This window comes from Sphingomonas sp. 35-24ZXX (genome assembly GCF_000786215.1).
Lineage (GTDB): Bacteria > Pseudomonadota > Alphaproteobacteria > Sphingomonadales > Sphingomonadaceae > Blastomonas.
Genome location: NZ_JROG01000004.1, coordinates 818,254 through 831,553, shown reverse-complemented (window position 1 = coordinate 831,553; position 13,300 = coordinate 818,254). Strand labels below are relative to the sequence as shown.

The 13,300-nt window shown below is 63.8% G+C and carries 15 protein-coding genes; 8 read left to right on the top strand and 7 right to left on the bottom strand.

Annotation, left to right across the window (positions count from 1 at the left end; all coding sequences use genetic code 11):
- Window positions 1-13: 13 nt before the first annotated feature.
- The 3 genes from LI72_RS12090 to glmU form a co-directional block, all read right to left on the bottom strand.
- Window positions 14-394 carry a PIN domain-containing protein gene (locus tag LI72_RS12090; RefSeq protein ID WP_033926037.1) on the bottom strand — a complete coding sequence of 127 codons (381 nt, stop codon included), beginning with the start codon at window positions 392-394 and terminating at the stop codon, window positions 14-16.
- Window positions 391-768: a ribbon-helix-helix domain-containing protein gene (locus tag LI72_RS12085; protein WP_033926036.1), complete on the bottom strand. Its 378-nt coding sequence runs from the start codon at window positions 766-768 to the stop codon at window positions 391-393. The genes LI72_RS12090 and LI72_RS12085 overlap by 4 nt, the downstream gene beginning before the upstream one ends.
- A gap of 179 nt (window positions 769-947) precedes the next feature.
- The gene (gene glmU, locus LI72_RS12080) at window positions 948-2,306 is read right to left on the bottom strand and encodes a bifunctional UDP-N-acetylglucosamine diphosphorylase/glucosamine-1-phosphate N-acetyltransferase GlmU (RefSeq protein ID WP_033926035.1); all 1,359 of its coding nucleotides are present in this window, start codon (window positions 2,304-2,306) and stop codon (window positions 948-950) included.
- 94 nt (window positions 2,307-2,400) lie between these two features.
- Between glmU and LI72_RS12075 the strand changes: the two genes are divergently transcribed.
- Window positions 2,401-3,096 (top strand): HAD hydrolase-like protein, encoded by a 696-nt coding sequence (locus LI72_RS12075; protein ID WP_033926034.1) that lies wholly within the window; start codon window positions 2,401-2,403, stop codon window positions 3,094-3,096.
- Complete coding sequence (locus LI72_RS12070) at window positions 3,081-3,503, top strand: GNAT family acetyltransferase (protein ID WP_052129768.1); 423 nt, start codon at window positions 3,081-3,083, stop codon at window positions 3,501-3,503. Before LI72_RS12075 ends, LI72_RS12070 begins: the two co-directional genes overlap by 16 nt.
- On the opposite strand, the gene LI72_RS12065 is transcribed toward LI72_RS12070, so the two are convergent.
- From LI72_RS12065 to LI72_RS12050, 4 genes are all read right to left on the bottom strand, one after another.
- The gene (locus tag LI72_RS12065; protein WP_033926033.1) at window positions 3,500-4,519 is read right to left on the bottom strand and encodes a nucleotidyltransferase domain-containing protein; all 1,020 of its coding nucleotides are present in this window, start codon (window positions 4,517-4,519) and stop codon (window positions 3,500-3,502) included. The genes LI72_RS12070 and LI72_RS12065 overlap by 4 nt on opposite strands.
- A complete protein-coding gene (locus LI72_RS12060; protein ID WP_033926363.1) occupies window positions 4,516-5,406 on the bottom strand; it encodes an HprK-related kinase A in 891 nt (296 codons plus the stop codon). Before LI72_RS12060 ends, LI72_RS12065 begins: the two co-directional genes overlap by 4 nt.
- Before the next feature lie 96 nt (window positions 5,407-5,502).
- The gene (locus LI72_RS12055; protein ID WP_052129767.1) at window positions 5,503-5,811 is read right to left on the bottom strand and encodes an HPr-rel-A system PqqD family peptide chaperone; all 309 of its coding nucleotides are present in this window, start codon (window positions 5,809-5,811) and stop codon (window positions 5,503-5,505) included.
- A 21-nt stretch (window positions 5,812-5,832) separates the two neighbouring features.
- On the bottom strand, window positions 5,833-6,261 hold the full coding sequence (locus tag LI72_RS12050) for a hypothetical protein (RefSeq protein WP_033926032.1): 429 nt from the start codon (window positions 6,259-6,261) through the stop codon (window positions 5,833-5,835).
- Between the two features lie 189 nt (window positions 6,262-6,450).
- Between LI72_RS12050 and LI72_RS12045 the strand changes: the two genes are divergently transcribed.
- The 6 genes from LI72_RS12045 (at window position 6,451) to phoU (ending at window position 13,284) form a co-directional block, all read left to right on the top strand.
- A complete protein-coding gene (locus LI72_RS12045) occupies window positions 6,451-7,749 on the top strand; it encodes an ATP-binding protein (protein ID WP_052129766.1) in 1,299 nt (432 codons plus the stop codon).
- 245 nt (window positions 7,750-7,994) lie between these two features.
- Complete coding sequence (locus tag LI72_RS12040) at window positions 7,995-9,008, top strand: substrate-binding domain-containing protein (RefSeq protein WP_443018122.1); 1,014 nt, start codon at window positions 7,995-7,997, stop codon at window positions 9,006-9,008.
- 7 nt (window positions 9,009-9,015) lie between these two features.
- The gene (pstC, locus tag LI72_RS12035; RefSeq protein WP_033926031.1) at window positions 9,016-10,392 is read left to right on the top strand and encodes a phosphate ABC transporter permease subunit PstC; all 1,377 of its coding nucleotides are present in this window, start codon (window positions 9,016-9,018) and stop codon (window positions 10,390-10,392) included.
- Between the two features lie 10 nt (window positions 10,393-10,402).
- Window positions 10,403-11,686 (top strand): phosphate ABC transporter permease PstA, encoded by a 1,284-nt coding sequence (pstA, locus tag LI72_RS12030; protein WP_052129765.1) that lies wholly within the window; start codon window positions 10,403-10,405, stop codon window positions 11,684-11,686.
- An 8-nt stretch (window positions 11,687-11,694) separates the two neighbouring features.
- On the top strand, window positions 11,695-12,483 hold the full coding sequence (pstB, locus tag LI72_RS12025) for a phosphate ABC transporter ATP-binding protein PstB (protein ID WP_033926030.1): 789 nt from the start codon (window positions 11,695-11,697) through the stop codon (window positions 12,481-12,483).
- Between the two features lie 90 nt (window positions 12,484-12,573).
- Window positions 12,574-13,284, top strand: a complete 711-nt coding sequence (phoU, locus tag LI72_RS12020; RefSeq protein WP_033926029.1) for a phosphate signaling complex protein PhoU — start codon at window positions 12,574-12,576, stop codon at window positions 13,282-13,284.
- Window positions 13,285-13,300: the final 16 nt, after the last annotated feature.

Sequence of the window (13,300 nt, the reverse complement as noted above, 5' to 3'; positions counted from 1 at the left end):
GGGAATGGGCCTTTCAGAGCAGATAGGGAACGCGGATGCCCGGCATCTCTGCCTGAAAATCCTTGGTATTTCGTGTCACCAGCACCCGGCCGCGTATCTGGGCTGTCGCGAGGATGATGGCATCCATGGCTTTCAACTTTTGCCTTTCGCGCCGTAGCGCGGCTGCGCGTCGGCCGATTTCGGCATCCACTTCATCGATACCGAACCCCGACAGAAGCGTTTCGGCGCGCCTTAGCGAATCCCCCTCGCCCTTGGACATCACCTCGACCCAGACCACACGACTTATCCAGGCCCGAGCTCCGAAATCGGTCGCACGGTCGATTTCTGCTCTTGCCTGAATAAATCCAGCCAATGCATCGATGATGATGTTTGAATCGAAACTAAAGCCACTCACTTGGAATGTAACTGCTTCGGTTCAGGATATATGCCCACGAGCATGTCGAGATGGATTTGACGCTGACGGTCATCCTCTTCATCAAACAGATCAGGAAACTCGGCTTTGACGTCTTCGTAATCATCGTCCCAAGGTCGTGTCGATGATGCACGTTCACGTCTTTGCCATGCGACCGAATCGCCGATATCGACGCTGTCACGCCATGCGCCGAAGCCGATATCGAGCCATTTCTTGTCTCCTGCCGCGGAAAATCCGACTTTATAGTCCGCTACCGCCTCCCGCAGAACCTGCGCGCGCGACTTGCCCTGCTCGGCAGCCAGCTGGTCGAGCCATTCGATGTCGTCTTCCGGGAGGTCAGCAAGGATGCGTGGCATGATGATATACTGATATCATATCATGATATCATGTCAAGGCGTCTCGCAATGCGCCAGCCGTGTCATCGACGTGATGGCCCCGCCCTGGGCGATGCAATTCGACGTGCGCCAGATCAGGCCGGCGATACCGAGCAGCAGAATTATCAGGCCAATGGCAACCGCAATCAGCGGATGCCGCCTCACTTGCCCTCGCGCTTCTTCTTGCGCATCGCGTCGTGAAAGCGGTCGGCCCAGCCGGGCTTGACCAGCTGCTCAGCCCGAACCATGCGCAGTTCGCCATCGGCGACATCACGACTGACCGCGCTTCCCGCCGCGACAATGGCGTCACGACCGATCTTGACCGGGGCAATCAGCGCACTGTTCGATCCGATGAATGCGTTGTCACCGATCACCGTCTGATATTTGAAATAGCCGTCATAGTTGCAGGTGATGGTTCCTGCGCCGATATTCGCGTTCGCGCCGACGGTCGCGTCGCCCAGATAGGTCAGATGGTTGGCCTTGGCCCCTGCCCCCAGCACCGCGTTCTTGACCTCGACAAAATTGCCCACGCGCGAGCCTTGCTGCATCTCCGTGCCGGGCCGAAGCCGCGTGAAAGGCCCGACAATGCACCCATCGGCGATGGTTGTGCCCACGATCTCGCAAAAGGCGCGGATCACGACATTGTCGGCAATCGTTACGCCGGGTCCGAACACCACATTGGGCTGAATGACCACATCGCGGCCGATCACGGTGTCATGCGCAAACCATACCGTGTCCGGTGCAATCAGCGTGGCGCCTTCCGCCATCGCCTGCGCGCGGCGGCGGGCCTGCCAGATGCTCTCGGCCTCGGCGAGTTCGGCGCGGCTGTTGATGCCGATCAGTTCGTCGGGATCGGTTTCGACCACCACCGCACGGTCGCCATCCGCCAGCGCCAGCATGACGATATCGGGCAGGTAATACTCACCTGCGGCGTTATCATTGCCCACGCGCTCGAGCAGCGGCCAGAGGTCAGAAGTCCGCACCGCGGTGACGCCCGAATTGCACAGCCTGACGGCGCGCTCCTCGGCGCTGGCATCCTTGAATTCGACCATCTTGGCAATGTTGCCGCTGTCATCGGCGATGATCCGGCCATAGGCTTTGGCGTCTTCCGGAACGAAGCCGAGCACCGCGACACGTGGTGCATCCCCGGCCAGCAGCCGTTCCTTGAGCTTCAAAATGGTCTCGGGCGTGAGGAACGGCGTATCGCCGAAGCAGATGATCGCAATACCGTCGAAATCGGCAAGCGCGGCCTTGGCCTGCAGCGCCGCATGCGCGGTGCCCAGCTGTTCGGCCTGATGCGCGATTTCGACACCGCGCGGGGCAACCGATGCCTCCACCTGCTCGCGCCGTGCTCCCACAACGACGACCTGGCGTGCGGCCCCCGCCGCCGTCAGACTTTCCAGCAGATGATGCAGCATCGGCAGCCCGGCAACAGGGTGTAGCACCTTGTGCAGATCGGACTTCATCCGTGTGCCCTGGCCCGCCGCCAAAATGATTGCAGCCAGCGCCTGCTCACCCATGCTTCTCGTTCTCCGCGTTTCCCAAAGCAGATCGCAACACCCCTTGCCACGAACCGCTTGCATCTTCCACCTTTTTCAGGCGATGCAGGCTCCCATGACAGACTTTCCCTACCAAATCATTGGCTTTGATCTTGATGGCACGCTGCTCGACACCAGCCCCGAGCTGACCGTTTCGGTCAATCACACTCTCGCGCTGGCAGGCCTGCCGCCGTTGTCACAGGAAGAGATCAAACCGATGGTCGGCCTGGGTGCCAAGCACATGCTGCAGGTCGGGCTCGAGCGGTCTGGCAACACCGACCCGCAGGCCCTGCGCGAATATCTGCCGATCCTGCTCGACCATTATGGCGAGAACCTCGGCACTGGCTCGCCGCCGTACCCGGGCCTGCTTGATGCGATGGCGCGGTTCGATGCGATGGGGGTGAAGATGACCATCGTCACCAACAAATACGAACGGTTTGCGGTCAAGCTGCTGACCGAGGTCGGCCTGATCGACCGGTTTGCCTGCGTGATTGGCGGCGACACCATGGGCAAGGGCAAATCCAAGCCCGATCGCGCGCCGATCGACGAGATGATCCGCCGCTGCCGGGGCGAACCGGGCGTGACGCCCGCCGCCTTCATCGGCGACAGCATCTACGACGTGATGGCGGCGCACAATGCCGGCATACCCTGCGTCGCGGTGAGCTTCGGCTTTCTGCACCAGCCGGTCGACGAACTGGGCGCCGATGCGATCATCGACCATTATGACGAGTTCATCCCGACGCTGGAACAGATTGCGTGTCGGCAGCCATAAGGCGTTTCGATCTGGGCGATTTTGCCGGGGTCGAGGCGCTGTGGGACGCGTGCTTTCCTGACGATCCCCCGCACAACCGTGCTGCTGTGGCCATTCCGCAGAAGCTGGCGTTTCAGCCTGAGCTGTTCTGGGTGGCTATGGCAGGCGAACAGGTCGTGGGCAGCATCATGGCAGGCTATGATGGCCATCGCGGCTGGCTGTATTCGGTCGCAGTGTTGCCAGGCGAGCAGCGCCACGGGCTGGGCAAACGGCTGGTTCGCACAGCCGAGGCGGCGCTGACCGCGCTCGGTTGCACCAAGGTCAACCTTCAGGTTCGCGACACAAACCACGCGGTGGCGGCTTTTTATGCGCGCCTTGGCTATGCAGAAGAACCCCGGGTCAGCATGGGGCGGAGGCTCGAGGCCTAACCCCGGTGTCCCTTGCGCCATTTGGTCCACAGATGCCGCGCGAGCATCGCAGGCGGCATGCGCAGCAGGTGCGAGCGAATGTAAAACCCCTGGCGGGTGAGCTTGCGCGTCTTGCGGCCCCAGCCGTCGACCGCGGTGATCCGGCGCAGGAACAGGGCATCGGCCGATTGACGCCTGGCGGGCCAGAGCGATGGCGTGCCGAACAGCTGTGCGGAAAGCCGCAACGCCCGCTCTACCGCATCGGTCAACCCATGCAGCCTGGCCCGCTGCGCGAGCGTTTCTGAAAAGCCCGGTTCGTCTGACGCGAACTGCCGCACCAGCCGGTCGATATCCCACAGGTTGCGCATGCCGCCGGACAGGTCGCCATCGGCGATCAGATGCGCGGCGGCATGGCAGATCATGTCCGCAGGCGAGAGCACCCAAAGCCCGGAAGGCAGCGCGCGCGCATCGGCGATCAATGCAGCCGCATCGGGCTTCGGTCCGGCGGTAAGCGGCAATATGGTATGGTGCACATCGATCATCCGATCGCGTGTCGCATGGATCAGCGGCGGCAACTCGTGCATCCACTGGCGGTAATAGGCATCATCATAGGGGTCGGGCTTCACCCATTCCCAGCCTGCCGTGAGCAGCAACGCCTCGACCTGATCAAGCCCGTCACGCGCCACCAATATGTCGAGATCGCCGATCGACCGGCCGCGTGCCGCGTCGTACCCGGCCGCGGCAAAGGCCGTGCCCTTGAGCAGCACGACCCGGCCCGGATAGGCGTCCAGCGCCCTCGCCGCGCATTCGGCCTCCCAGAGCGCCTGGCGCTGACCGGTGACGTTGGAATGACGCACATCCGAAAGCACACGCGCGACATCGGGCGGGATCGATGCATCGGCGAGCGTCTCTGCGAGAGTGCCGATCAGCGACAGCGCGCGTGCGGCGGAGAGCAGATGCGTCCAGCCACTGGCGTCGAGACCGGAAACCGACCCCGGATCGGTAAGCGCGCGCGCAACCGACCAGCCATCGGTCATGCCGCCGCCCTGGCTCCCGCCTTGGCACCTTGCTCGGACCACAGGCGCTCGACCAGCTCCGCCCCCTCCTCGCCATCCGCATAATCGATCGCGCAGGCACGGACCGAGCGCACCAGACCGGTCAGCGCATCAAAGCCGCGTTCGCCGAGGGCAACATAATTGGTCGACGCCTGGGTCAGGCGCACGAAGCTCTCGGCCTCGTCGACCCGCCGCACCGCACGCGGATAGCCAAAGCGCGGAAACAGCAGCAGGCCGGGCCGGGTTTCGCGCGCCATCTGCTCGACCCATTCAGCGCGCGGATGCAGATGACGAATAGTGCCCTTGGGCGTATCGTGCATCACCGGGCCGAAGCGTGCATCATCATCGACCTCGCGCTCCATGGCGGCAATCGCCTCGTTCTTGAGGCTGATCGGTCGTGGAAACGGCGCAATATTGCCGGTATCAGGGTCGATGAGCACGAACTCGTCACCCAGGAACCGCCAGCCACGCTCCCCCAGCAGCGCCGAAAGCGTCGATTTGCCTGCCCCCGACACCCCGGTCATGATCACCGCGCGGCCGTTGCGCGATACCGCGCTGGCGTGCAGCAGCAGATGCCGCCGCCAGCCCAGGGCCATCTGCAGGTTCATCGCCATCTCTGCCGCGAGCAGCCCCTGCTCGAGCGGCAGCGGTGCGGCATCGGGCAGCGTGAAATCACCTGCGATCGCCACCTGCGGACGGACGAACCGGCGCAACGCGGATGTTGCCTGCAGCCGGACGGTAAAGTCGGGAACCGTCTGCTCCATCGGGTAATCGGCATACAGCTGGCGCAGCTGATCGATGGGCGCGCGCCAGTCACTGCCGATGCGGAATCGGGCCGGGCCTACAGCGATGAAACAGGAGTGGCGCATGAGCAGCGCCATATCGTGTGGCGGGGCGCGGACAAAATGGAAACAGAGGGTTAGGCCCGGCCCGATGCAGATTTGCATCGCCCTGATGCAAGCGTGTCACGCATGCGCGCGGACCGCCACCAGACCCAGTGCCGCAAGTTCCGCAAGACGCTCGGCCAGCACTGCCTGCGGTGGCTCTGCTGGGTCATCCGCTTCGATATCGAACCGCTCGCCGATCAGCAGCAAAAGCTCATCAGGTGTGACAAAACGGCCCGGGCCTTGCCGCTCGAGCATGTCGAGCAGATCGGGTACCGGCTCTGCCAGCAGATGGGTGATTCCCGACGGCAGATGGTAGATCGCCTCCAGTCCGCCCAGCGTGACGCGCTTCAAGGCGCTGGCGGGCAATGCAGCATAGGCGGTCGGCATCAACGGCTGTGCCCCCGCGGCTCAGCGGCGCGGCATCTGCAGCGAGGCATAGCAGGTAAAGCCGCTCTGCCCGTTCTGCAGCTTGCGGATGTAATTGAGATAGGCCTGCGACTGTTCGCGGGTGGTTCCGGGCAGATTGCGACCCTGCAGCGCCTGGCGCACCTCTTCTCCGGTGAAATCGCGCGGTGACGGCGGAAAGGCGCCGGGGGTATCGGGGGAAACGAGCTTGCCGGCGGGGTCGATGAACATGCCCTTGCCGCGCTCCGGCACGGGGATCTGGCAGTTGAGCACCGATCCTGCGGTCTGGGCCAGCGCAGGGCGGATGCTGACCACGGCAGATGTCGCCACCGCACCGATCAGAAGCGTCCGCCGCGTCGCACCACCGCGTGATTCTTCCGGCGCTGGGCCGTCCTGCCCGTGCTGATCCGCCTTGCCGTCTTGACCGCTCATGCCTGTACTCTCTTCGTGTCCTGTCCGTGCAGACACCTTCGCGCGGAACTAAAGAGGCTTCACCCCTTCAAGGCAAGCCATTTGATCGCTTGTCCTTCTGCGGGACAGGGTGCCCGCCAAGGGTAAATTGAACGTTAGGCCGGATCATCAATGGCGCGGCCCCTGCAACGCTGGTATAGGCCTGCTTCCATGGGAGACGCCAGCGATACGGGCCTGAATGGCGGTCGATTTCTTCTCGCGACGGCGTTGCTCGGCGCGGGGGTGGCGATCAGCCAGTTCGGCAGCAACGGCATTGAGCAGGCGATGATCTGCTTTGCCGCGGGGCTTGTCGCGATCGTCGCGATGGCGGATCTGTCGAGCCCGGCCAAGCACAATCCGCAAGCCGCAGCCCCGATCCGCGAGCCCGAAGTCAAGCCGATCAGCCAGCATCGCGATTTCACCAGCTTCATCGACGGGCTGGCCGATCCGGTGCTGGTGCTGACCGGTACCACGGTGCGCCGCGCCAACAGCGCCGCGCGCAAGCTGCTGGGCGAATATTGCGTCGGCGAGGATATCCGCCTCGTCATCCGTCACCCCGCCGCGGCCGATCTGCTGGCCGAAAGCCTGCAGACCAACGAGGGCCCTATCCAGCTGGTCGGCATCGGCAGCCGCGATCAGCGCTGGGAGATGCTGGTGCGCGACATGCCCGGCGGTGAGCGCATCCTGCACCTGTGGGACCGATCGGGCGTCTATGCCGTCGAGCGGATGCGCACCGATTTCGTCGCCAATGCCAGCCACGAACTGCGCACGCCGCTCGCCTCGATCAAGGGCTTCATCGAGACGCTGGAAGACAAGGAAGCCGGCGAGGATCCCGAAACGCGGGCGCGTTTCCTCAATGTCATGTTCCGTGAAGCCAACCGGATGCAGAAGCTGATCGACGATCTTATCTCGCTGTCGCGAATCGAGGCGGAGAAGTTCCGCGTCCCCGATACGCCGATCGACCTGCCCGACCTGATGCGCGAGGTGCAGACGGTGCTGCGGCACAGCCAGCCCGATCGCGGGGCGGACATCGTGGTGGATATCGGCCCCGATCTGCCGCCGCTGCGCGGTGATCGCGCCCAGCTGTCGCAACTGCTGCACAATCTGGTGTCGAACAGCATGAAATACGGCCAGCCGGGGACGCCAGTGACGATGCGGCTGCGCACCTCGCGCAATGCGGCGCTGGTGCGGCTTTCGGTCAGCGATTGCGGCGAAGGCATCGCGCCCGAGCATCTGCCCCGCTTGACAGAGCGTTTCTATCGTGTCGATTCGAGCCGCAGCCGCGCGATCGGCGGCACCGGGCTGGGCCTGTCGATCGTGAAGCATATCGTCGAGCGCCATCGTGGGCGGCTGGAAATCGACAGTGTCGTCCAGCGCGGCACCACCATCACGATCACCCTGCCCGCCGATCCGCGCGCGCCCCAGGCCGATACCGGCAGCACCTCAAGCGAGCCCGCCATCCCGGCTTGAGCGTGCAATCACTCTCCCTACCGGGGGCGGTGTCATAAAAAGGTCATCCATTTGTCATCTTCGGGCAACCCCCCCTGCCTAACGGCTCAGACCTGAGGGGGCCGATCAAGGGACATGCACCGCGTCGCGCGATTCTGCCCTGCCCGGAGCCATCGCCAGCCATGGCCGGAAGCATCGTGGCAATTTTTGCCCAGAGAGGGGTAGCAGTGTTGATCAGGAAGCTCGTCTTTGCCTGCCTTCCAGCCTTGGTGCTGGCCGGATGCCAGGACCCTGCCTCGACGAACGAAGGCAGCAGCCGCAGCGAGATCCGCATTGTCGGCTCGTCGACCGTGTTCCCGTTCGCCAAGAAGGTGGCCGAGGAGTTCGTCAACTTCGACCCCGAGCGTCGCTCGCCCATTCTCGAATCGACCGGCACCGGCGGCGGCGTGGAACTGTTTTGCGCCGGCGTGGGCGCGAACACCCCCGATATCGTCAACGCATCGCGCCGGATGAAGAAAAGCGAATTCGAACGCTGCAAGGCCAATGGCGTCGATGGCGTGATCGAGATTGTCATCGGTTTCGACGGCATTGCGCTCGCCCAGTCCAAGAACGGCCCCAAGATTTCGCTGACGGTGGAAGAATTCTACACCGCGCTCGCGGCCCAGCCGTTCGGCAAGGGGCCCAACAAGGCGATGCGCTGGCCGGACATCAACCCTGCGCTGCCCGACACCCGGATCAACATCTTCGGCCCGCCCGCCACATCCGGCACGCGCGACGCGCTGGAAGAGATCATCATGGAAAAGGGCTGCAAGGCCGATCCCGCGGTGAAGGCATTGTCCGACACCGACAAGGAAAAGTTCGAGGAAATCTGCCATTCGGTTAGGACCGACCAGGCCTATACCGACACCGGCGAGAACGATAACCTGATCGTCCAGAAGCTTTCGACCAATCCCGATGCGGTGGGCATCTTCAGCTACAGCTATCTCGCCGACAATGCCGATACCGTACGCGGCGTGCCGATCGGCGGCGTCGAGCCCAGCTATGCCACGATCGAAAGCGGCGAATATCCTGGCGCCCGCACGCTCTACATCTACGTGAAGAAAAAGCACGTCGATGTCATTCCGGGCCTGCGCGAATTCGTGGCGGAATTCCTGCGCGGCGGCGAAACCGACGGCTATCTCAGCCGCATTGGCCTCATCGCCGCACCCGACCGGGTGCGCACCCAGATGCAGGCGCGCATCCAGTCGCTGACCGCGCTTGACGTTGCCGAGCTGAAATAGGGCCATCATGACCAGTACTGCCATCCTGTTCCTGATCGCCGGCCTGGGCCTGATCACCTGGGTGTTCGCGCGCGCACGCGCCGGACGCTTCATCCAGCAGGGCGCCGCCAGCGTCCATTCGCTGCCCAGCTATCATGGCTGGTATGCCGCGATGTGGGCTGTCGTCCCCGCTGTCCTGTTCCTGCTGGCCTGGAGCACCATCGCACCAGCGCTGGGCAGCTATGCGGTTCTCGAAAGCCCGCTGGCCGCGCAGCTGCCGACCGACGCGTTCGAGCGCGCGGCGATCCTGTCCGAGGCACGCTCGCTGTCGCGCAACCCGGACGTCAAGGTGTTCAACGATGCCGCGCGCGAACTGGCACCGCTCTATGCCGATGCCGACCGCAACTATGCGATGATCGGCGCGCTGGCGGCCTTCCTGCTGTGCTTTGCCGGTGGCGCCTATGCCTTCACCCGCATCCGCCCGGACTTCCGCGCCCGCACCCAGGTCGAACGCACGGTGATGCTGGGCCTGCTGCTTGCCTCGCTGATCGCGATCCTGGCGACGCTCGGCATCGTCGCCTCGCTGATCTTCGAGACCGTGCGCTTCTTCAGTCTGGTTTCGCCGTTCGAATTCCTGTTCGGGCTGCAATGGAACCCGTCGGACAAGGTCGTCGATGGCCGGGCCACCGGCTTTGGCGCTGTGCCCCTGTTCTGGGGCACGGTGTTCATCGGTGCAATCATCGCGATGCTGGTGGCGATCCCGCTCGGCCTGATGAGCGCGATCTACCTCACCCAATATGCCAGCCCCACGGTGCGCAAGTGGATGAAGCCGATCCTCGAGATCCTCGCTGGCGTCCCGACCGTGGTCTATGGCTATTTCGCCGCGCTGACCGTGGCGCCCGCGCTGCGCAGCTTTGCGGTGATGATCGGCATTACCGATGCCTCGTCCGAATCGGCGCTGGCCGCAGGGCTTGTGATGGGCGTGATGATCATCCCGTTCGTGTCGTCGATGGCCGATGACAGCATCGCTGCTGTCCCCGGCAGCATGCGCGACGGATCGCTGGCGATGGGCGCGACCAAGAGCGAGACGATCAAGCAGGTGCTGATCCCCGCCGCGCTCCCCGGCGTGGTCGGCGGCGTGCTGCTAGCCGTCAGCCGCGCGATCGGCGAGACGATGATCGTGGTGATGGCCGCTGGTCTTGCCGCCAATCTCACCGCCAACCCGTTTGCCAGTGTCACCACCGTGACCACCCAGATCGTGCAGCTGCTGACCGGCGATACCGATTTCAACAGCCCGATGACGCTGGCGGCATTTGCCCTGGGCCTCACGCTCTTCATCGTGACGCTGTTGCTCAACATCGTCGCGCTCCAGATCGTCAAAAAGTATCGGGAAGCCTATGACTGAGGCCACCAGCATGTCCGCAGACAACCAAGCCGCCGCCAACACCACCGGCCGGCGCAAGACCGACTGGATGGGCGATGCCATGCAGAAGCGCATCGCCCGGCGCTATGCGGCAGAGCGGCGCTTCAAGTGGATGGGGCTGGCGGCAGTCGCGCTGTCGTCGCTGTTCCTCGCCTTCCTGCTGGTGGTCATGGTCGGCAATGGCGCCAAGGGCTTCATCAGCACCGAAGCGACGCTGACCGTCGACCTGCCCACCGCGACGGGCAGCATCTCGCCCGATCAGCTGACCCAGCCGCGGCTCGCCGCGACCATGGCGTCGATCGACGTGCGGCGGATCTTCGACAACGCCGTCCAGGCCCAATATGGCGAGGATGGCGCCCGCTATTTCGCCAGCACCGCCTGGACCGCGCTGCGCGACCAGCTGGCCGAGAACCCCAATCTGGTGATGAGCAAGACCAAGTTCTGGCTGCCGACCTCCAGCGATATCGATCGCGCGGCCAAGGACACATCGACCCCGGAGGCAGAGGCGGATTATGCTGCGCTCACCAAGGCGGGCGAAGTGCGGCAGAGCTTCAACTGGCGCTTCCTCACGGGCTCGGATGGCACCGATCCGGCGCAGGTCGGCATTTGGGGCGCGCTCAAGGGATCGCTGATCACCATGGTCGTCACCCTGTTCCTCGCCTTTCCGGTCGGCGTGCTTGCAGCCGTGTATCTCGAAGAATATGCGTCCAAGAACCGGCTGACCGATCTGATCGAGGTCTCGATCAACAATCTGGCCGCCGTTCCCTCGATCATCTTCGGCCTGCTGGGGCTGGCGGTGTTCCTGCAGTTCTTCTCGATGCCACGCTCGGCAGCGATCGTCGGCGGTCTGACCCTGGCGCTGATGACGATGCCGGTGATCGTGATCGCCGCGCGCAATGCGATCAAGGCGGTGCCGCCTTCGATCCGCGAGGCCGCAATGGGCGTGGGTGCCAGTCCGGTGCAGGTGGTCTTCCACCACGTCCTGCCGCTCGCCATCCCCGGGATCATGACTGGCACGATCATCGGCATGGCACGCGCGCTGGGCGAAACCGCGCCGCTGCTGATGATCGGAATGCGCGCCTTCACCACAACCCCGCCCGATGGCCTGACCGACCCTGCCACGGTGCTGCCGGTGCAGATCTTCCTATGGTCGGACGAGGTCAACCGCGGTTTTGTCGAAAAGACATCCGCTGCGATCATCGTCCTGCTCGTCTTCCTGCTCACCATGAACGCGATTGCCGTCTATCTGCGCAACCGCTTTGAAACGCGATGGTAACCCGATCCATGCTCGACAATACGGCCACCACCACGACCACCAAACCCAAGATGTCGGCGCGCGACGTCAAGGTCTTCTATGGCGACAAGCAGGCCATCAAGGGTGTCTCGATCGACATCGACATGGACAATGTCGTTGCCTTCATCGGCCCTTCGGGCTGCGGCAAGTCGACCTTCCTGCGCACGCTCAACCGGATGAACGACACCATCCCGATTGCGCGGGTGGAAGGCGACATCACGCTCGATGGCGAGAACATCTATTCCGCCAAGATGGATGTCGTGCAGCTGCGCGCGCGCGTCGGCATGGTGTTCCAGAAGCCCAACCCCTTCCCCAAGTCGATCTACGACAATGTCGCCTATGGTGCGCGGATCCACGGCCTGGCCCCCAACAAGGCAGAGCTCGACCAGATCGTCGAGAACTCGCTGGTGCGCGCAGGCCTGTGGAGCGAGGTCAAGGACCGGCTGTCCGACAGCGGCACCGCGCTTTCGGGCGGCCAGCAGCAGCGCCTGTGCATTGCGCGCGCGATCGCGGTCGACCCAGAAGTCATCCTGATGGACGAGCCCTGCTCGGCGCTCGACCCGATCGCCACCGCCAAGATCGAGGAGCTCATCCACGAACTGCGCGGCCGTTATGCGATCGTCATCGTGACGCACAACATGCAACAGGCGGCGCGCGTTTCGCAAAAGACCGCGTTCTTCCACCTGGGAACCATGGTAGAATATGGCGACACCTCCGATATCTTCACCAACCCGCGTGAAGAACGGACCCGCGACTATATTACTGGCCGTTACGGCTAAGCCCCACATGCTTAAGCGACCGGACAGGCGGTGCATGGGACAGTCTGCCCTCCCTTCCGCCCCCGGGCCCGCGATGAACTGGAAAATTTGATGAACCACAGCCAAAACGAACACACCCTAAAGGCGTTTGACGGCGATCTTGCCACGCTGCGCGGCCTGATTGCCGAAATCGGCGGCCGCGCGGAAAAGGCGGTCGAAGGCGCGATGACCGCGCTGACGAACCACGATCTCGATCTGGCGCGCACGGTGGTCGAGGGCGACAAGCGGATCGACGCGCTGGAAGAGCAGATCGACCGGATGGTGATCCAGACGATCGCGTTGCGCGCGCCAATGGCCGACGATCTGCGCGAACTGGTCGCCGCGCTGAAGATCTCGGGCGTGGTCGAGCGCATCGGCGATTATGCCAAGAATATTGCCAAGCGCGTCGCGCTGATCGATCCGGCGCAGCATATCGATGCCGCGCGGCTGCTGCCCGCCATGGCCGATGCAACCCGCCAGCTGGTCGACGATGCGTTCACCGCCTTTGCGCGGCGCGACGCCGATCTCGCGGTCGCGGTCTGCGCGCAGGACAAGACGGTCGACGATTTCTACAACAGCATCTTCCGCGCGCTGATCGCGCACATGATCTCGAACCCCGAGCATGTCGGCGCGGGCACGCACCTGCTGTTCATCGCCAAGAACCTCGAGCGGATCGGCGACCACGCCACCAATGTTTCTGAAATGGTTTATTTCGCAGTCACCGGGCAGTCGATGAACGAGCGAGAGCGCGGCGACGATACGCTGGCGCCCGGCATCGACTGATCGGGACTTTTGACAC